Origin of the sequence: Thalassovita sp. (assembly GCF_034670005.1) — a bacterium.
Lineage (GTDB): Bacteria > Pseudomonadota > Alphaproteobacteria > Rhodobacterales > Rhodobacteraceae > Thalassobius.
Genome location: NZ_JAXMOH010000002.1, coordinates 719,068 through 737,052 on the forward strand (window position 1 = coordinate 719,068; position 17,985 = coordinate 737,052).

Sequence of the window (17,985 nt, forward strand, 5' to 3'; positions counted from 1 at the left end):
CGCCGGGCGCGGTTTTCGTTTGGCTCTGCGCGATCTCCAGCGCAACATGTCGTCTGCGACCGGATAGGCCGCAGGACAGTTCGGCCGCAGAACCGGTGACCACCGGAGAGCCGGACCTGCGTGGTCGAACATACCTGCGTCGATGCTGAGGGTCTTCGCAAGGGGAAATCGCGGTCGCGCTGAGGGAATAACCGGCATTGCTGAGAGAAAGATCGCTATCACGGCGGTCAACGTGGCGGAATTTGTCGCGCCCCCTTGCCCTCGGAGCCTATATGTTGCACCACAACGGTCGGAACTTTCTGTTCCGGAACATAAGTATTTTCTGATAGGGCAGACGGCACGATGGACAGCAACGCGAAACCCACCGAAACCATTTCCGTTCGCGACGTATTCGGCATCGACACCGATATGGCCGTGAAAGGCTTTGCCGAACGCGGCGACCGTGTGCCGGAAATCGATACCACCTATAAATTCGACCCCGATACCACGCTGGCGATCCTGGCAGGTTTTGCGCATAATCGCCGGGTGATGATCCAGGGCTATCACGGCACCGGCAAATCGACCCATATCGAACAGGTCGCGGCGCGGCTGAACTGGCCCTGCGTGCGGGTTAACCTGGACAGCCATATCAGCCGGATCGACCTGATCGGCAAGGACGCGATCAAGCTGAAAGACGGCAAGCAGGTCACCGAATTCCACGAAGGCATCCTGCCCTGGGCACTGCGCAACCCGACCGCGATCGTGTTCGACGAATACGATGCTGGCCGCGCCGACGTGATGTTCGTGATCCAGCGGGTGCTGGAACATGATGGCAAGCTCACGCTGCTGGACCAGAACGAAGTGATCACGCCGAACCCCTATTTCCGCCTGTTCGCCACCGCCAACACCATTGGTCTGGGCGACACGACGGGCCTGTATCACGGGGTGCAGCAGATCAACCAGGCGCAGATGGACCGCTGGTCGCTGGTGGCCACGCTGAACTATCTCAGCCACGACGCGGAAACGATGATCGTTCTGGGCAAGGCACCGCATTTCAACACCGAAAAAGGCCGCAAGACCGTGGCCCAGATGGTGACGCTGGCGGATCTAACCCGGACCGCATTCATGAACGGCGAACTGAGCACGGTGATGAGCCCGCGAACGGTGATCAACTGGGCCTGGAACGCCGAAATTTTCCGCAATGTCGGCTATGCTTTCCGCCTGACCTTCCTGAACAAATGCGACGAGTTGGAACGGCAGACCGTGGCCGAATTCTATCAGCGCTGTTTCGACGAGGAACTGCCCGAAAGCGCCGCAAGCATGGCGATGCTGTAACAGCCCATCCGCATAAGATTTTGAAGACGCCCTGCAATTTGCGGGGCGTTTTTTTTGATCGAGGTGGCGAGGAGGGACAATCCCGACCATTCAGCGCACGCTATCTTGCGAGTAGCGCACAAGGATGTCCCGACAGGGAACCGCAAAGGACGATGCCTTGATCTATGGTCTCAGATAGGTCGACGATTTGACCGGCAACATGAAGTCCATTCGGTACTTGACCCCAAGCAGAGCAAGGGTCTCGAAAAGAAACAGGCGTTGCACAATGCTTCTGGAAGCCTGCACAACGCCTGAATTCTGGTTGTCGTCAATCGATAAACGACTGCCTCAGCTCATGCCGAGCGCTTCTTTGTACATCTCCAGAACCGCCTCTTCTTCGGCGATGTCGTTCTGATCGCGCTTGCGCAGGGCGATGACCTTGCGCATCACTTTTGTGTCGTAGCCGCGCCCCTTGGCTTCGGCCATCACCTCTTTTTGCTGGTCGGCGATGTCTTTCTTTTCCATCTCCAGCCTTTCGAAACGTTCGATGAACTGGCGCAGTTCGTCTGCGGTCACGCGATAGCTGGCGTCGATCGTAGATTCATCCATGAATCTGCCTCCGTCTGGTTTTGAACTTCCCTACCGCCCCGCCCCGCGCCCCGCAAGAGGGGCCTGCGAAATTGCGCCGCGTTGCCAATGCATCCGCGATCCGTTAGGCCGTCATAATGCGCGGGCAAACATAGGGGAACGGGCGATGGACGTGTTGATCTGGAGCGGTGCTGCAATATCGATTGCCGGGCTTGCCGGTTTGTTGTGGTGCATCTTCAAGATCGCTGCGGCGAAACGCGCGGGCCTCAGCGACGACGATCTGCGCGCGGCGGTTCAACGCGTGGTTCCGATCAATCTGGGAGCTCTATTTTTGTCGGTCATCGGGCTGATGATGGTGATCGTGGGCATTTTTCTGGGCTGATCAACCCGGGATCGTGCGGCGATTGCGGCCCAACCGGTTCAGCGCGTCGAAATCTTCGCCATTGCGGACCAGCGCGGCAATGCCCGGTTCAGGATCGTAAAGCCCCGGATGCACGTCGCCGCAGCGCTGCAATTCCTGAAGAATATGGAACAGCCCAGCCATATCTGCCGCTTTCATCGGTCCGCCCTGATAGCGCGGGAAGCCGTGGCCCAGCACCATTGCCGCATCAATATCCGACGGCCGCAGCGCGGCCCCATTGCGCAGCAGTTTCGCCCCCTGATTGGCCATCGCGGCAAGGCAATTGAGTTGTATTTGCGCCAGATCGGCGGCCCCTGTTCTGCTCTGATCCAGATCGAGCCCCAGAACCGCGCCGATATCCGGATCGGGATGCGCGGCCATGTGTTCATCCCAGCGATAGAATCCCTTGCCCTGACGCTGTCCCAGACATCCCGCTGCGATCATTTTCTGCAGCAGATCATCGGTGGCCCCGGATTTGGGGTCGACCCCATGCAACAGATGCAACCGTTTCAGAACCACATCGAGGCCCAGCCGGTCCATCGCCTTGAATACACCATTTGCCAGGCCGAAACCGATCAATGCCCGGTCGATGTCATAAGGATCGATGCCCTGATGCAACTGGACTATTGCGGCGTCGCGCAACGCGGCCAACATAGGTTCGCCCAGCGTACCGCCACCTGTACCACACCGCACCACCACCCGGTCGAGCCCGACCGCAAAATCCGCCGCGGTGATGATGGTTTCGGCCGCGTTGGCGGCACCCGGGATCACTTCGGCCAGCGCCGTCATCTGCACCGGGGCGTGAAAATGCATTCCGATCACTTGCGCCGGGCGTTTGGTCGCCGCCGCGATTTCATCGATCGACAGCAATGCGGAATTGGTAACCAGGATCGCATCGTCCCGCGCCACCTGATCCAGCGCAGCAAAAACCTGTGCCTTGGTGGCGGGGTTTTCCGCTACCGCCTCGATCAGCATATCGGCATCGGACATCTGACGCAGGTCAACCGTGGTGACGATCTGTTTCAGCGCGTCGTTCAACCGGGCGCCCGCGCCCAGCGCCCGCAACGTCGCTTCGATCCGGGACAGGGCTTCGGCGGCGGCACCTTCGGTGCGTTCGAACAAAACCACCTTGTGCTGTTTCAGCGCCGCCAGTGCAGCTATGCCGGTGGCGGACACACCGCCGCCAATGATGCCGACGAAATCAATCTTGCGGGGTTCGGCCTGTAGACGTTCGGGAAAATTCGGCGCCCGGCGCTGCGCCTGATGGGCGTGTCGCAGCCCCTGCGAATAGGTCGATTGGCGGCAATCTTCGGATGCGGCCTGTTCAAAAGCCAATCCTGCCTCGAACGGCAATAACATGCTGGCCTCGACGCAATCGATCAGTTTGCTTTCGGTCGGGGCATAACGCCCTTCCATCTGATGCCGCAGCTTGGAAACCGCCGCCTGAAACGCCGCCGGATCGGCAAAACCATCGACCCTGTCCCGGCACCGCTGCATCTGGCCGGGATGATCCGCAAGGCGCTGTGCCTCGGCAATGGCGGCTGTGACCGGGGCTTCGGCGTCAATGGATTCGAACAGATCCGCCACCAAACCGGAATCGGCGGGAACAGGGTGCCCGGACCGGATCAGCATCAGACTTCGTTCGGCCCCGATCAGCCGGGGCAGTCGTTGTGTTGCTCCCGCCGATGGCAGCAGCCCCATCGCAAACGACGGAAACCCGATCCGGACCGACCTGTCAGCCACCCGCGCATGGGCTGCCAGCGCCAGTTCCGCCGCCCCGCTCAGCACCAAGCCGGAAAGCGCTGCCACCACCGGTTTCTCGCACTCTTCAACCGCAGAACAGAGTGCGGCAAGATCGGGCTGTTCCGCTTTGGCTTCCAATTCGCCAAGGTCGAGACCGGAGGAAAAATCCCTTCCTGCCCCGCGCAAAACGATTGCCCGGACCGACGCGTCCTCTTCGCAAGCCGCAATCCCTTCGATCAGCGCTGCGCGCACAGACCGCGACAGGATATTCACCGGCCCATTGTGCAGCGTCAGTATCGCAACGCCGTCTTGCTGTTCGGTCTGGACCAGTTTCGCCAAGGGCCACCTCTTTCGTCATAAAAAAAACACTGCCGGAATGCTTCCGGCAGTGTGAAAACGGATCAATGAAAGTGCAAGCCTTTCCTTGGGCTTGCGCTTTGGAAGGGGATCAAACGGGCATATTGTCGAACATCGACTCTACAGTCTCGTCCGTCAGCCGCTCTTCCAGAAGTTGCAGACGCTGGGGCACGTGAACACCCTCGGCCTGCATCTGTTCGATCACGCTTTGAAGCCGGTCTTTCATTTCCACGCGCGTCGCTTCACTCGCGTCTTCAATTTCAGCTTCCAGCTGTTCGATGAGTTCCAAGAACTTTTGCTCAGCCATAGAGGTCTCCTCTTTGTGTGTGCCGTGCCAGTTGCTTAGTGCGATGCGGCGCATGTCTTGCAAAAGGGCGTGTCGGGCAGAATATCCAGACGTTCAGACGAAATCGCGTCACCGCATTCAACGCATATGCCATAATCACCCTCGCGAATCCGTTTCAGCGCAGAGCGAATTCGCTTTATCTCATTCTGTCCGGCAGTGCCCAGATGTTCCAGAACCTCCTCACCTTCGCGTTCGATCGCGGCGTCTTCCCAGTCTTTGGTGGTTGGTTCGTCCAGTTCCGCCTCGATAGAATGCAACCGGCTGTCCAGTTCCGACAACCGTTTCAGCAAAACGGTCTTGCGGTCTTTGATCGTCGTCATTTACGCGTTCCTCCTGATACCCCAAGCTTACTAATGATTGAACACTGTGTCGGCCTTGATACAGGTCAATACAGCGAGGGTTCAATTTTTTAACTTGCAACATATGCAGTTTTTATTATATGTTCTTTCGAAACAGAGGACCCGATCATGAAACCAATCGTAACCGCATTCTTCGACGAAGCCACCAACACTATTTCGTATGTCGTTCAGGATCCGAATGGCAAATCATGCGCCGTAATCGATTCGGTGCTTGATTTCGATTATTCTTCGGGCCGGACCGACACCAAATCGGCCGATGATATCATCGCCTATGTCCAGAAAGAGGGCCTGCAGGTCGAATGGCTGCTGGAAAGCCATGTCCACGCAGACCACCTGTCCGCCGCGCCCTATATTCAGGAACGCGTCGGCGGCAAGATCGGCATCGGCGACCGCATCAAGATCGTGCAGGACACCTTCGGCAAGGTGTTCAACGAAGGCACCGAATTCCAGCGTGACGGCAGCCAGTTCGACCAGTTGTTCGTCGAGGGCGACAGCATCATGATCGGCCAGATGCGTGCCGACGTCCTGCACACACCCGGCCACACCCCGGCCTGCCTGACCTATGTGATCGGCGACGCGGCCTTTGTCGGGGACACTTTGTTCATGCCCGATTTCGGCACCGCGCGCTGCGACTTCCCCGGCGGGTCGTCGGAAACGCTCTACGCGTCTATCCAGAAAATCCTGACATTGCCGGATGAAACCCGCATCTTCGTGGGCCACGATTACAAGGCACCGGGCCGCGATGACTATGCATGGGAAACCACCGTTGGCGAACAGAAGGCCAAGAATATCCATGTCGGCGAAGGTAAATCCAAAGATGATTTCGTCGAAATGCGCGACACCCGCGATGCGACGCTGGCGATGCCCAAACTGATCATCCCGTCGCTGCAGGTGAATATGCGTGCAGGCCAGATGCCGCCGGCGGACGAACAGGGCGACGTGTTCCTGAAGGTTCCCGTCAATAAACTCTGAGCGCATAGTTCAAAAATACCCCAGTCTCCGGTGCGAATAACGGTGGCTGGGGTTTTCTGCGTTCAAAACACATCAACAGGAAAGGAAACGCGATGTTGGAGACTATACCCGTCGACTGGATCTGGGGGCTGATTGGTGGCCTTCTGATCGGATTGGGCGGCGCCGTTTATCTGCTGGCCAATGGCCGGATCATGGGTGCCAGCGGTATTATCGGCGGTCTGGTTGACCGCAGCGGGCTGAACACCTGGAAGGAACGCGTTGCGTTCCTGGCCGGTGTGTTCCTGCTGCCGATCCCGCTTTATCCGCTGTACAGTCAGGTTGACACCCATATCACCAGCAATATTGCGGTGATCATCGTTGCCGGTCTGCTGGTCGGCATTGGCACCCGGATGGCCAATGGCTGCACATCGGGCCACGGGGTCTGCGGGATTTCCCGGCTGTCGCTGCGCGGGCTGGTCTCTACCGTGTTCTACATCATGGCCGGCGGTTTCGCCGTGATTGTTTTCCGTCATTTGCTGGGGTGGGTCTGATGCGTCTTATCTATGCTTTCATCGCCGGCGGATTGTTCGGTGCGGGTCTGTTCATTTCGGGCATGACCGATACATCCAAGGTGCAGGGCTGGCTCGACGTGTTCGGCGACTGGGATCCCACTTTGGCCTTTGTCATGGGGGGCGCAATCATTCCGATGGCGATTGCGTGGCGTTTCGTTCCTGGACGCAAACCTTTGGTGGGTGGTGAATTCCCGACCCCGCCAGAACCACGGCTGGGCCGCAATCTTGTGCTGGGGTCGGTCCTGTTCGGCTTTGGCTGGGGCTTGGCCGGGCTGTGCCCGGGGCCGTCGATCGCGTCGCTGACCTATGGCGGCGTGAATCACTGGATCTTTGTCGCGGCGATGCTTCTCGGCATGCTGGTAGCCCCGAAAGTGCGCAGCATGCTGGACCGGATGGAAGGACCATCGGCTGTGGACTCCCAGACGCCAGCAGAATAATCCTGTCACCATGGATATCAGACAGATCACCCCCCGCTATTCCGTTTCGCCGCAAATCAGTGTCGAAGACCTTGCCGCCATCAAGGCGGCAGGGTTTGTGGGGGTGATCTGCAACCGACCGGATGAGGAAGTTCCCCCATCCCATCACGCCGCCGCGATTGAAGCGGCCGCGAAGGAACAGGGGCTGAGCTTTGCCGTTCTGCCCCTGACCCATCAGACCATGACACCGGAAAATATCGCCAAGCAGGCCGATCTGACCGATACCGCTGATGGTCCGGTTCTGGCCTATTGCGCGTCGGGCACCCGCAGCACGGTCATCTGGGCTTTGGGTCAGGCGGGCAAGCAGAGCGCCGATGACATTCTGCTGACCGCCGCCAAGGCCGGGTACATGCTGGACCAGTTGCGTCCGCAACTGGAAGGCTGACAGCGGTCATCCATTCCGACGAAATTCATGCCGCCCCGGACCTGTTCCGGGGCGCAGTCGTTTGGAATCAGAGAAAGGCAACTTTCACCGGGTTTCGGGCTTTGCCCAATCGCTTATTGCGCGGCCATTTTTAGCGTGATCGGCAGGCTGACCCGGAACGAAGCACCGCCCTGCCCGGGCAAATAAGCGATAGCACCGCCAAGCCGCGACATGATTTCCCGGCAGATCGCAAGCCCCAGCCCGGCACCACCAGCCTGCCGGTCGCTGACCCGGCTGAATTTTTCGAACACCATGTCCTGCGCCTGCGCCGGAATGCCCGATCCGTTATCGGTGAAATCGATGATCAGATAGCCGCCGCGTTCGGTCACCTGAATGGTCAGTTCGGGCTGGTCCGCATCGCAGTATTTCTGCGCATTGGCGATCAGGTTGATGAAGACCTGAGCCAGCCTGTCGAGATCGGTTTCCATCATGATCGATTCCGCTATCCCGCTGCGACGGATGCTCAACCCGCTGGTTTCCGCTCCGGTCGAGGCGATGGCGTGCGAGATCAGATCCTGCAAAGCTCCCTGCCGGATATTCAGATTGACCTGACCATTTTCCAACACGCTGAGATCCAGCAGATCGTCAAGCAAACGGGTCAGGCGGATCGCTTCCTGATGGATGATATTGGCGTATTTTTCCAGATCGGCCGGGCTGAGTTCATCCGCATCGCGCAGGATCTCGGAAAACGACCGGATCGATGTCATCGGCGTGCGCAATTCATGACTGATCTGGCTGAGAAAGGCGTCTTTTTGCACCGATAGCTGCGTCAGTTTTTCGTTAGCAGCGCGTAATTGCCGCGCGGTGCGGCTCAATTCGGTCGATTTCGCCTCCAGCTGGCTGGAATATTCCATCATCTGCGCGGTTTCATCCGCCACCGCCAGCAGGTCTTCGACCGATACCGTGGCGCGGCCCATGATCTGGGACACCATGGCATGGGCGGTGGCCGCCCCCACCGACCCGGCCAGTTCGCGTTCGAGGCTTTGCAGGAATTCCGGCGTCGGTTCCGGCAGGAAGCCGACCAAGCCCTGATCTACAGCGGCCTTCTGGAACAAGGCCTGCGCTTCGACCGGGCCAAGGATACGCTGCGCCATGACCATCAGGTCCTCAGCCTGTGCAACGCCGCCGGACCACCCCTGCGGATTGCCCGAATGCTGGAACACGTTGACGAATTGCGCGCCCTGCAATCGTTCCAGCGGTTGCGGGAAGCTGACAATCGAAAACAACACGAAGGCGCCGGTATTAAGCGACATAGACCACAGTACCGTATGCACCACCGGATCGAGGCCTTCGATGCCGAACAGCGCCTGCGGCTTGAGCCAGCCAATCCCCCAAAGCCCATGTTCAAGCACCTCCGCTGACAGGAAAACGCCGGGTCCGAAGCTGGGCAGCAGCAGCGAATAGGCCCAGATCAGGAAACCCGTCAGCAGCCCCGCCATTGCGCCCAGATGGTTCGAGCCGCGCCAGAAAATCGCCCCCATCAGCGCCGGCAGGAACTGTGCCACCCCGGCAAAGCTGATCAGCCCGATCGCTGTCAGCGCGGCACCTCCGCCCGAGAACCGGTAATAGAAATATCCCAGGGCCAGAACACCGACGATGGAAAACCGCCGTGACAGCAACACCACGCTGCGCACATCGCCGGAAATCACCGCCCCGCCCTGTGCGATGGGCAGCCAGATCGGCATCACGATATGGTTCGACACCATCGTCGACAGTGCAATCGCCGCGACGATCACCATTGAGGTCGCCGACGAAAATCCGCCCAGAAAGGACAGCATCGCCAATCCCTGATGACCCTGACTAAGAGGAACGGTCAATACGAACTGATCGGGATTGGCACCTTCTGGCATTACATCAAGCCCGACTACCGCGATGGGCACCACGAACAGGCTCATAATCATCAGATAGGTCGGAAACGCCCAACTGGCGGTACGCAAGTGGCGTTCGTTTTCGTTTTCGACCACCAGAACCTGAAACATCCGTGGCAGCGTCAGGAACGCCGCCGCCGACAACATGGTCATCGCCGCCCAACGACCGTTATCAACCTGCCATGTACCGATATCCGACGCGTCGATCCGGGCCAGTGTTTCGGACACACCGCCGCCCAGCCCCCAAACCACGAAGATGCCGACCGCGACCAGGGCAAAGAGTTTCACCACCGCTTCCAGGGCGATTGCCATGACGACACCGTGATGGCGTTCATTGGCGTCGAGATTGCGGGTCCCGAACAAGATCGTGAACACCGCCAGCCCCCCCGCCACCCATAACGCGGTGGCATCGCTGTCGGCAAATTGCATGGCCTGCGGATCGACCTTGGCGAAGGACGCAAAAGACAGGGTCACCGATTGCAGTTGCAGCGCAATATAGGGTGTGGTTCCAATCACCGCGATCAGCGTAACAAACACCGCCAGCAAGGGTGATTTTCCGTAGCGCGACGAAATCAGGTCGGCGATCGAGGTGATCCTCTGGGTCCGGCCCACCCGCACCAGTTTACGCAACCCCCACCACCAGCCGATCATCACCAGTGTGGGGCCAATATAGATGGTCAGGAATTCCAGCCCCGACCGCGCCGCGTTGCCCACCGCACCATAAAACGTCCATGCGGTGCAATAGATCGACAGCGACAGCGTATAGACCAGCGGCGACCGGAGCCACGTTGCCCGCCCCCTGAGGGCGGCGCGTTCGGCCATGAAGGCGACCACGAACAGCAGCGCCACATAGGTCAGGCAGACCGCGACAAGAATGTTCAGTGCGCCCATCTGGCCTAGGGCCCTTCTTTCCGATCGGAATCGATGCTGTCATCCAACCAGAAGGTCAGAAACAAGGTCCCTGCCGCCAGCGCCGCCCAGACCAGGAAGATATATAGGATCGCCCGCGACGTCGGGACCTGATTTTCGCCTTCCCCGGACCACAGCACCGGTACCGCCCAAAGCGCCGCTCCGAGAAACGGCATCAACTTGGCCGCGTCCATCACCCGGCGCACCCGATAGCTGCGCCGTTCCAGAAACAAAGGGGACTGTTTGCGGCTCATTGCGGCACCAGTTCGTGCAGCGCCTCCAACACTTCGGCATTGGAAAAGGGTTTTGTCATGAACCGGCTGGCACCGATTTTCTCAGCCAGTTCCCGATCCTTGGATTGTCCGCGCGCTGTCAGCATCAGCACCGGCAGTTTCCGTGTCGTTTCCATCTGGCGCAGTTCGGTCAGGATGTCGTAACCGCTTTTGCCGGGCAACATGACGTCCAGGATGACCAAATCAGGAGATTTGGCACAAACGACCGATACCGCGTCGTGCCCGTTAGAATGTGTATCGACCGTCCAGCCATCGCGCGACAGAATAAAACTGATCGCTTCGATGATGTTCGGTTCATCCTCGATCACAAGGACATGTTTGCCCATGCATCGCCTCCCCCCTGAGAACTGACATATCGAACTTGTCTTGTTTATCGCGGAGTTCCCGCCGCAAGTCAAAACCCATCGGTCAGGATCGAGGGTTCGCGGCGGCCGGCGCAATTTTCGCGCGGGCAAATCCGGCAGCCGACCCCAAGGCCGCTGACCTCTTCCGGCTTCCAGTCTGCGGGCCCCAGCGCCACCAGAAGCATATGAGCCTGAAACAGCGGGTCATGACCAAAATCAGGTTCCGTCACAGGTTCCGCAATGGCGAAAGCCAAAAAGGCAGACTGCCCGCGCATGTCCTGCTGAACCACCCGGCGGATCGGCAACGATGGCCGCGACAGTGCCTGAAACAACGGCCATTTCGGACAGGCCGCGCCAAAGCGCGGCAGCGCGAAGCCTTCGGTCGCTTTGCGGAATATCAAGGTGCCCGAAGCATCGCAACTGACCATGCCCAGCTGCGGCACGCCTTCGGTTTGCGGCAATTCCGCCATCCGTCGCATCGCCCGGGGCACGCTGACCCCAAAGCGGCGCGCCAGAACCGCCGGGTCTGGCCCCAGTTCGCGCAGGGCGGCGATGGTGTCGTTCAGCGGCATAAGCTTGGCGTCGTCGCAATAGCGGTCCAGATACTGGCGGGCGAACAATCGCCCCGCCGCCGATTGCAGCATTTCTGCCTGTTCGAGAATCGTGTCGACCTTGTCTGCCCCGGCGGATTCCAGATCAGAAAAATGATAATCGGCATCGGTCAGGAACGCTTCGAGCTCGTCCTGTGGTGACGCCAGCCCGGTTTCTTCGCTGCTGTCCTGATCCAGATAAGTGACCAGCGATTGCGAACTTTCGGCCAGCCGCTTGGCATCTTCGTTGAGATTGCGATGGAACCGGTCGCGCCATTCCGGTTCCAGTTCGGGGGTCTCTGCCAGAATTCCGGCCGTCGACCGGATCGCCGTCACCGTGGACAGAACGTCATGCAGGGCGGCGGCCAAATGCGGATCGTGGGTCAGACGGTCGGTCAGGGTTTCGACCGTTCGTTCCAGCTCCAGAACCCGGCGATGACGGCGCACCATCAATTCGGCCCAACCGGGAAAACGGCCCGCGAAGTCTTCGGGCGCTTCCTTTTCGGCGGCGGCGACCTTATCGGCGGCGCGGGCTTCGCCCAGAGTGGCGATGATCGCGGTTTCCGCCCCTTCGGTCAGCGCCGACGGTTCCACATCCAGCACTTCGGCCAATGACAACAACAATTTGCCGCCGATTCTGCGCCGGTTATGCTCGATAAGATTCAGATACGATGCCGATATTCCCGCGTTGCGGGCCAGTTCGGCCTGCCGCATCCCCTGCATGAGACGCCGTTCCCGGATGCGGGAGCCAGTCAATTGACGTTGCGACATTTCGTTTTCCCAACCAAATCAACGCATTTCTGCACTGCGGAAAAATTTATTTACAAAATATATACCACTATTGTGCAGTTGTTTACAAAAAAATTCTTTTGCCAAAAGCTGTTGTTGCTAAGTTTTCTTTTAGGCGCTGATAATGAATTTGCACATTTGTGCGCGCGGTACTGCTTGAGGAGGTAGGGCCGCAATTCATGACATGGGAGGAATTTATGTCCAAGACTAATCTTACGCGTCGTGGCGTATTGAAGTCGGGCGCCATTGCTGGTGCCGGCGTCGCGCTTCCGACGATCTTTACCGCATCGTCGGCTGCCGCATACACAAACGAACCGACCGGCGGAACTGTGACCCTGGGTTTCAACGTGCCCCAGACCGGTCCTTATGCGGATGAGGGCGCCGACGAACTGCGCGCTTACGAACTGGCGGTCGAGCACCTGAACGGCGAAGGCGATGGCGGCATGCTGAGCACCTTCAGCTCGAAAGAACTGCAAGGCAACGGTATTCTGGGCAAGAAAGTCACGTTCGTCACCGGCGATACGCAAACCAAATCGGATGCTGCCCGCGCATCGGCCAAGTCGATGATTGAAAAAGACGGCGCTATCATGATTTCCGGCGGGTCTTCCTCGGGCGTTGCGATTGCTGTGCAGGGTCTGTGCCAGGAAGCTGGCGTGATCTTCATGGCCGGTCTTACCCATTCGAACGACACCACCGGTAAAGACAAAAAAGCCAACGGTTTCCGCCACTTCTTCAACGGCTATATGTCGGGTGCCGCGCTGGCACCGGTTCTGAGCCGCCTGTATGGCAACGACCGCAAAGCCTATCACCTGACCGCCGACTACACTTGGGGCTGGACCCAGCAGGAATCGATCGCAGCCGCGACCGAAGCCCTGGGTTGGGAAACCGTCAACAACGTGCTGACCCCGCTGGCCGCGACCGACTTCTCGTCCTATATCGCGCCGGTTCTGAATTCGGGTGCGGACGTTCTGGTTCTGAACCATTACGGCGGCAACATGGTGAATTCGCTGACCAACGCAGTTCAGTTCGGCCTGCGCAACAAGGAAGTGAACGGCAAGAACTTCGAAATCGTTGTGCCGCTGTTCTCGCGCCTGATGGCACGCGGTGCCGGCGAAAACATCAAGGGTATCGTTGGCTCGACCAACTGGCATTGGTCGCTGCAGGATGAGGGTTCGAAAGCCTTCGTGAAATCCTTCGGCACCAAGTACGGCTTCCCGCCGAGCCAGGCTGCGCACACCGTTTACTGCCAGACCCTGCTTTATGCAGATGCTGCGCAGCGTGCGGGCACCTTCAACCCCTGCGGCATCGTCGAAGCGCTGGAAGGCTTCGAATTCGACGGTCTGGGCAACGGCAAGACGCTGTACCGCGCCGAAGATCACCAGTGCTTCAAAGACGTGCTGGTTGTGAAAGGGAAAGAAAACCCGACTTCGGAATTCGACCTTCTGGAAATCGTCGAAGTTACTCCTGCGGCACAGGTTACCTATCCGCCGGATCACCCGATGTTCGCGGGCGGCGCTCTGGGCACCTGCAACCCGGGCGCATAATTCCAAAACGCTCAAACAATTCGGGGCCGTGCGCGCAAACCGCGCGCACGGCCATTTCAGCCAATGCAGCCGGGCGCGTCCCTGCGGCAGGTTTGGCTGACAGCCGATAATTTTCCAAGGTGGGGACAATGGACGGAATCATCCTGCAAATCCTGAACGGGCTCGACAAGGGTTCAGCCTATGCGCTGATCGCGCTTGGGCTTACGCTTATTTTCGGCACATTGGGCGTCGTGAACTTCGCGCATGGTGCGCTGTTCATGATCGGTGCGTTCTGCACCGTATTCGTGCAGCGCCTACTGAACTTGTCGTTCGAAACGATCGACCCGACCAAGACCGACTTCCTCGGCAACCCGATGAAGGTGAAAACGCCTTATATCGAAAGCTGGTTCGGTGCCGACGTCGGATCGGCAATCATCGATTGGTCGGTGCCGCTGGCGGTTCTGTTCAGCATTCCGGTCATGATCCTCATCGGCTTCGTAATGGAACGCGGTCTGATCAAGCATTTCTACAAACGTGAACATGCCGATCAGATTCTGGTGACCTTCGGGCTGGCGATCGTCCTGCAGGAAGTCGTCAAGGCGGTCTATGGCGCCAATCCGATCCAGACCCCCGCCCCCGACGCCTTGTCCGGCGTGGCCACACTGGCCGAAGGGATCGTTTATCCGGTCTGGCGGATCGTCTATTTCGGATTTGCCACCGTGATCATCGGCGGCGTCTTCGCCTTCCTGCAATTCACCACCTTCGGCATGGTGGTGCGCGCGGGGATGGCGGATCGCGAAACCGTCGGGCTTTTGGGTATCAATATCGACCGACGCTTTACCATCATGTTCGGCATCGCCGCTGCGGTGGCAGGCATGGCCGGTGTGATGTACGGCCCGATCAACGCCCCCAATTACCACATGGGCATGGATTTCCTTGTGTTGTCCTTTGTCGTCGTGGTCGTGGGCGGTATGGGATCGCTTCCCGGCGCGGTTGCCGCAGGGTTCCTGCTGGGCATTCTGGAAAGCATCGCGTCGACCACCTGGGCGACGACCACCATTCCCGGCATCAACCAGATCATCATTTACCTGGTCGCCATCATCATCCTGCTGACCCGTCCGCGCGGTCTGCTGGGTAAAAAAGGCGTGATGGAGTAAGAGACAATGATAGGACTTAATAAAAAAGACAGCGCTCTGCTGCTTCTCGTCGCCATCCTCACCATGATGGCCCCCTTCATCCTGAACCCCTTTCCGACCGATAGCGGGCTGGCACAGTTCAACGCCGGTTATCCCGACCTGATGCAGCGCTTCGTGATTTTCGGGATCTTCGCCATCGGTTTCAACATCCTGTTCGGCCTGACCGGCTACCTGTCCTTCGGCCACGCCGCTTTCCTCGGCGTGGGGTCCTATTCGGCGGTATGGATGTTCAAGCTTCTTTCGATGAACATCCTGCCGGCGATTATCCTGTCGGTCATCATCGCGGGCCTGTTCGCACTGATCATCGGCTATGTGTCGCTGCGCCGGTCGGGGATCTATTTCTCGATCCTGACACTGGCCTTCGCGCAGATGTCCTTTGCCTTGGCCTATTCGGTTCTGACCCCGATCACCAACGGGGAAACCGGACTTCAGCTGAGCCTGGACGATCCGCGCATTCTGGACAGTGCAAGCGCTGCCGGTTCCCTGCCGGTAACCAGCCTGTTTGGTCTGGAAATGCGCTCGGCTTTCGACATGACGGTGGGGCCGTGGAGCTTCACCTTCTCGGTGGGCTACTATGTCTGTGCCATCGTCATGCTGCTGGCCTTCTACCTTTCGATCCGGATTTTCCGGTCGCCCTTCGGCATGATGCTGCGTGCGATCAAGTCGAACCAGCAGCGGCTGAACTATACCGGCCTGAACCCCAAGCCTTATACTCTGGCGGCTTTCGTCATCTCTGGCATGTATGCCGGTCTGGCCGGTGGATTGCTGGCCTCTATGGACCCGCTGGCAGGGGCCGAACGGATGCAGTGGACTGCGAGCGGTGAAGTGGTTCTGATGACCATTCTCGGCGGTGTCGGCACCCTGATCGGTCCGGTTCTGGGCGCGGGTCTGATCAAGTATTTCGAGAACATCTTCTCGAAGATCAACGATACCGTTCTGCATGGCTGGTTCAGCGCCCTGCCCGACGGGCTCGAGGATTTCATCGTCACCATCATCCACCCCTTCGTGGGCAAGGGCTGGCACCTGACCTTGGGCATCATCTTCATGCTGGTGGTGACTTTCCTGCCCGGCGGTCTTGTCGAAGGTGGGCAACGTATCGCGCGGCTGTTCCGCGGCAAGAAGAAATCCAAAGACGGCTCCGATGCCGCCAAAACTGAACCTGCAGAATAAGGAGGCGCAAGAATGGGCATTCTTGAAGTCAAAGGCGTCAACAAGCGCTTCGGTGGTCTGCAGGCGCTTGGCGATGTAAACCTCAGCGTGAAGGAAAACTCCGTTCACGCCATCATCGGTCCCAACGGGGCGGGCAAATCCACCCTGCTCAACTGCCTTGTCGGCAAACTGATCCCGGATACCGGATCGGTGATATTCGACGGTCAGTCGGTGTTGGGCCGCAAACCGCATGAAATCAACCAGATGGGGATTTCACGGGTGTTCCAGACACCCGAGATTTTCGGCGACCTGACGGTGATGGAAAACATGATGATCCCCTGTTTCGCATCGCGCGACGGGGCGTTCCGGATGCATGCGGTCGAAAACATGATGTCCGACAAGGACATCGTGGAACGGGCCGAAAAGATGCTTGTGGACATGAATATGGCCGACAAGCGCCATATGCATTCGGCGTCGATGTCGCGGGGTGACAAGCGTCGGTTGGAAATCGGCATGTGTCTGGCACAGGAACCCAAATTGCTGCTGCTCGACGAACCCACCGCCGGCATGGCGCGGGCCGACACCAACAATACGATCGATCTGCTGAAACAGATCAGCGAAGAACGTGACATCACCATCGCCATCATCGAACATGACATGCATGTGGTGTTCAGTCTGGCCAACCGTATCACCGTTCTGGCCCAGGGCTCGCCCCTGGTCGAGGACGACCCCGAAAACATCAAGGGTAATCCTAAAGTACGGGAAGCCTATCTGGGTGAATCCGCGTAAGGAGTCGGACCATGAACGTCAAACCTGATTTCTCCAAAGGGCGGAACCTTGCTGAAACCGCCCCTGCCTTCCTTTCGGTGTGGGATATTCACGCCTATTATGGCGAAAGCTATATCGTGCAAGGGGTGGAATTCAACGTGCACGAGGGTGAAATCCTCGCGCTGCTGGGCCGCAACGGGGCCGGCAAAACCTCCACGCTGCGCGCCATCGCGCGGCTGGATGATCCTGCGATCACCCATGGCGAAGTGTGGCTGGATCACCAGCCATTGCACCTGATGAATTCCTACAAGGCCGCGCAGGCCGGGATCGCGCTGGTCCCCGAAGATCGCCGCATCATCCCCGGCCTGACGGTTGAGGAAAACCTCAAGCTGGCGCAGATCGCACCGCCGATCGGCTGGTCGATCGAACGGCTGTATGAACTGTTCCCGCGGCTCGGCGAACGCCGGTTGCAGGAAGGCGTGACCCTGTCGGGCGGCGAACAGCAGATGCTGGCCATCGCCCGGGCGCTGGCACGCGACATCAAGGTGCTGCTGCTGGACGAACCTTACGAAGGGCTGGCGCCAGTCATCGTGGACGAGATCGAGCGCACGTTGCGCAAGATCAAGGAACAGGGCATCACGACGGTTATCGTTGAACAGAACGCGGTGCGGGCCTTGGAACTGGCGGATCGCTCTGTCATTCTGGACACAGGCACCGTCGTATTTGACGGCTCGGCGGCCGAGGTTCTTCAAAACAAGGAATTGCGGGAAGAATACTTGGCCATCTGATCAAGGGTCGCATCGGCCCGCCCCTGCCCCGGTTTTCAATTCCGGGGCGGGTCACAGGACAATTGCTGGAGTTCAGGGAGGACCCCGATGAGTGAAAATCTCTACCCCGTGCCGAAATCGTTTTCGGAAACCGCCCATGTTGATGCTGCGCGTTATGATGCGATGTATGCGGCGTCGGTGTCGGACCCGGACGGGTTCTGGCGCGAACAGGGGCAGCGAGTGGACTGGATCAAGCCCTATACCAAGGTCAAGAACACCA

The 17,985-nt window shown here is 58.9% G+C and carries 20 protein-coding genes; 12 read left to right on the forward strand and 8 right to left on the reverse strand.

The genetic code is table 11. From position 1 onward, the window contains the following. The first annotated feature begins 342 nt into the window (after positions 1–342). Positions 343–1,314: a cobaltochelatase subunit CobS gene (gene cobS / locus VOI23_RS07415; RefSeq protein ID WP_323783641.1), complete on the forward strand. Its 972-nt coding sequence runs from the start codon at positions 343–345 to the stop codon at positions 1,312–1,314. A 327-nt stretch (positions 1,315–1,641) separates the two neighbouring features. Here the strand turns inward: cobS and VOI23_RS07420 are convergent, their stop codons facing one another. Next, positions 1,642–1,902 (reverse strand): DUF2312 domain-containing protein, encoded by a 261-nt coding sequence (locus tag VOI23_RS07420; protein ID WP_323783643.1) that lies wholly within the window; start codon positions 1,900–1,902, stop codon positions 1,642–1,644. Between the two features lie 145 nt (positions 1,903–2,047). Here VOI23_RS07420 and VOI23_RS07425 point away from each other — a divergent pair, with 145 nt between their 5' ends. Next, positions 2,048–2,263, forward strand: coding sequence for a hypothetical protein (locus VOI23_RS07425; protein WP_323783645.1), 216 nt, complete (start codon positions 2,048–2,050; stop codon positions 2,261–2,263). Here VOI23_RS07425 and VOI23_RS07430 read toward each other — a convergent pair whose 3' ends face one another. The 3 genes from VOI23_RS07430 to VOI23_RS07440 all read right to left on the reverse strand — a co-directional run bounded on the left by VOI23_RS07430 (position 2,264) and on the right by VOI23_RS07440 (position 5,047). Then, positions 2,264–4,363, reverse strand: a complete 2,100-nt coding sequence (locus VOI23_RS07430) for a 3-hydroxyacyl-CoA dehydrogenase NAD-binding domain-containing protein (protein WP_323783647.1) — start codon at positions 4,361–4,363, stop codon at positions 2,264–2,266. It lies immediately after the preceding gene. Between the two features lie 109 nt (positions 4,364–4,472). Continuing rightward, positions 4,473–4,688, reverse strand: coding sequence for a hypothetical protein (locus tag VOI23_RS07435; protein WP_323783649.1), 216 nt, complete (start codon positions 4,686–4,688; stop codon positions 4,473–4,475). 35 nt (positions 4,689–4,723) lie between these two features. Next, positions 4,724–5,047, reverse strand: coding sequence for a TraR/DksA family transcriptional regulator (locus VOI23_RS07440; protein ID WP_323783650.1), 324 nt, complete (start codon positions 5,045–5,047; stop codon positions 4,724–4,726). A gap of 147 nt (positions 5,048–5,194) precedes the next feature. Between VOI23_RS07440 and VOI23_RS07445 the strand changes: the two genes are divergently transcribed. The 4 genes from VOI23_RS07445 (at position 5,195) to VOI23_RS07460 (ending at position 7,470) form a co-directional block, all read left to right on the forward strand. Continuing rightward, positions 5,195–6,058 carry an MBL fold metallo-hydrolase gene (locus VOI23_RS07445; protein ID WP_323783652.1) on the forward strand — a complete coding sequence of 288 codons (864 nt, stop codon included), beginning with the start codon at positions 5,195–5,197 and terminating at the stop codon, positions 6,056–6,058. A gap of 104 nt (positions 6,059–6,162) precedes the next feature. After that, the gene (locus VOI23_RS07450) at positions 6,163–6,588 is read left to right on the forward strand and encodes a YeeE/YedE family protein (protein ID WP_323783723.1); all 426 of its coding nucleotides are present in this window, start codon (positions 6,163–6,165) and stop codon (positions 6,586–6,588) included. Next, positions 6,588–7,046 (forward strand): YeeE/YedE family protein, encoded by a 459-nt coding sequence (locus VOI23_RS07455; RefSeq protein WP_323783654.1) that lies wholly within the window; start codon positions 6,588–6,590, stop codon positions 7,044–7,046. The genes VOI23_RS07450 and VOI23_RS07455 overlap by 1 nt, the downstream gene beginning before the upstream one ends. A gap of 10 nt (positions 7,047–7,056) precedes the next feature. Beyond that, positions 7,057–7,470 (forward strand): TIGR01244 family sulfur transferase, encoded by a 414-nt coding sequence (locus VOI23_RS07460; protein WP_323783656.1) that lies wholly within the window; start codon positions 7,057–7,059, stop codon positions 7,468–7,470. 113 nt (positions 7,471–7,583) lie between these two features. On the opposite strand, the gene VOI23_RS07465 is transcribed toward VOI23_RS07460, so the two are convergent. The 4 genes from VOI23_RS07465 to VOI23_RS07480 form a co-directional block, all read right to left on the reverse strand. Beyond that, positions 7,584–10,268, reverse strand: a complete 2,685-nt coding sequence (locus tag VOI23_RS07465) for an ATP-binding protein (RefSeq protein WP_323783658.1) — start codon at positions 10,266–10,268, stop codon at positions 7,584–7,586. Positions 10,269–10,273: 5 nt separating this feature from the next. Next, entirely contained in the window at positions 10,274–10,540 is a 267-nt protein-coding gene (locus VOI23_RS07470) for a hypothetical protein (protein WP_323783660.1), read from the reverse strand. Further along, positions 10,537–10,905 (reverse strand): response regulator, encoded by a 369-nt coding sequence (locus VOI23_RS07475; RefSeq protein ID WP_323783662.1) that lies wholly within the window; start codon positions 10,903–10,905, stop codon positions 10,537–10,539. The genes VOI23_RS07470 and VOI23_RS07475 overlap by 4 nt, the downstream gene beginning before the upstream one ends. Positions 10,906–10,973: 68 nt before the next feature. Continuing rightward, positions 10,974–12,284 (reverse strand): short-chain fatty acyl-CoA regulator family protein, encoded by a 1,311-nt coding sequence (locus tag VOI23_RS07480; RefSeq protein ID WP_323783664.1) that lies wholly within the window; start codon positions 12,282–12,284, stop codon positions 10,974–10,976. A 215-nt stretch (positions 12,285–12,499) separates the two neighbouring features. On the opposite strand from VOI23_RS07480, the gene VOI23_RS07485 reads away from it, so the two are divergent. The 6 genes from VOI23_RS07485 to VOI23_RS07510 form a co-directional block, all read left to right on the forward strand. Further along, entirely contained in the window at positions 12,500–13,846 is a 1,347-nt protein-coding gene (locus VOI23_RS07485; RefSeq protein ID WP_323783666.1) for a substrate-binding protein, read from the forward strand. A gap of 128 nt (positions 13,847–13,974) precedes the next feature. Next, positions 13,975–14,982, forward strand: coding sequence for a branched-chain amino acid ABC transporter permease (locus VOI23_RS07490; RefSeq protein ID WP_323783668.1), 1,008 nt, complete (start codon positions 13,975–13,977; stop codon positions 14,980–14,982). Positions 14,983–14,988: 6 nt separating this feature from the next. Next, a complete protein-coding gene (locus tag VOI23_RS07495) occupies positions 14,989–16,191 on the forward strand; it encodes a branched-chain amino acid ABC transporter permease (protein WP_323783670.1) in 1,203 nt (400 codons plus the stop codon). 12 nt (positions 16,192–16,203) lie between these two features. Next, positions 16,204–16,959, forward strand: coding sequence for an ABC transporter ATP-binding protein (locus VOI23_RS07500; protein ID WP_323783673.1), 756 nt, complete (start codon positions 16,204–16,206; stop codon positions 16,957–16,959). 11 nt (positions 16,960–16,970) lie between these two features. Continuing rightward, entirely contained in the window at positions 16,971–17,726 is a 756-nt protein-coding gene (locus tag VOI23_RS07505) for an ABC transporter ATP-binding protein (RefSeq protein ID WP_323783675.1), read from the forward strand. An 87-nt stretch (positions 17,727–17,813) separates the two neighbouring features. After that, a partial coding sequence (locus tag VOI23_RS07510) for an acetyl-coenzyme A synthetase N-terminal domain-containing protein (protein WP_323783725.1) occupies positions 17,814–17,985 on the forward strand: 172 nt, incomplete at its 3' end.

Bases quoted from the DNA above. Each gene is read 5' to 3' on its own strand.
- cobS (WP_323783641.1), top strand. From the start codon at position 343: ATGGACAGCAACGCGAAACCCACCGAAACCATTTCCGTTCGCGACGTA.
- VOI23_RS07420 (WP_323783643.1), bottom strand. From the start codon at position 1,902: ATGGATGAATCTACGATCGACGCCAGCTATCGCGTGACCGCAGACGAA.
- VOI23_RS07425 (WP_323783645.1), top strand. From the start codon at position 2,048: ATGGACGTGTTGATCTGGAGCGGTGCTGCAATATCGATTGCCGGGCTT.
- VOI23_RS07435 (WP_323783649.1), bottom strand. From the start codon at position 4,688: ATGGCTGAGCAAAAGTTCTTGGAACTCATCGAACAGCTGGAAGCTGAA.
- VOI23_RS07440 (WP_323783650.1), bottom strand. From the start codon at position 5,047: ATGACGACGATCAAAGACCGCAAGACCGTTTTGCTGAAACGGTTGTCG.
- VOI23_RS07445 (WP_323783652.1), top strand. From the start codon at position 5,195: ATGAAACCAATCGTAACCGCATTCTTCGACGAAGCCACCAACACTATT.
- VOI23_RS07455 (WP_323783654.1), top strand. From the start codon at position 6,588: ATGCGTCTTATCTATGCTTTCATCGCCGGCGGATTGTTCGGTGCGGGT.
- VOI23_RS07460 (WP_323783656.1), top strand. From the start codon at position 7,057: ATGGATATCAGACAGATCACCCCCCGCTATTCCGTTTCGCCGCAAATC.
- VOI23_RS07465 (WP_323783658.1), bottom strand. From the start codon at position 10,268: ATGGGCGCACTGAACATTCTTGTCGCGGTCTGCCTGACCTATGTGGCG.
- VOI23_RS07470 (WP_323783660.1), bottom strand. From the start codon at position 10,540: ATGAGCCGCAAACAGTCCCCTTTGTTTCTGGAACGGCGCAGCTATCGG.
- VOI23_RS07475 (WP_323783662.1), bottom strand. From the start codon at position 10,905: ATGGGCAAACATGTCCTTGTGATCGAGGATGAACCGAACATCATCGAA.
- VOI23_RS07480 (WP_323783664.1), bottom strand. From the start codon at position 12,284: ATGTCGCAACGTCAATTGACTGGCTCCCGCATCCGGGAACGGCGTCTC.
- VOI23_RS07485 (WP_323783666.1), top strand. From the start codon at position 12,500: ATGTCCAAGACTAATCTTACGCGTCGTGGCGTATTGAAGTCGGGCGCC.
- VOI23_RS07490 (WP_323783668.1), top strand. From the start codon at position 13,975: ATGGACGGAATCATCCTGCAAATCCTGAACGGGCTCGACAAGGGTTCA.
- VOI23_RS07495 (WP_323783670.1), top strand. From the start codon at position 14,989: ATGATAGGACTTAATAAAAAAGACAGCGCTCTGCTGCTTCTCGTCGCC.
- VOI23_RS07500 (WP_323783673.1), top strand. From the start codon at position 16,204: ATGGGCATTCTTGAAGTCAAAGGCGTCAACAAGCGCTTCGGTGGTCTG.
- VOI23_RS07505 (WP_323783675.1), top strand. From the start codon at position 16,971: ATGAACGTCAAACCTGATTTCTCCAAAGGGCGGAACCTTGCTGAAACC.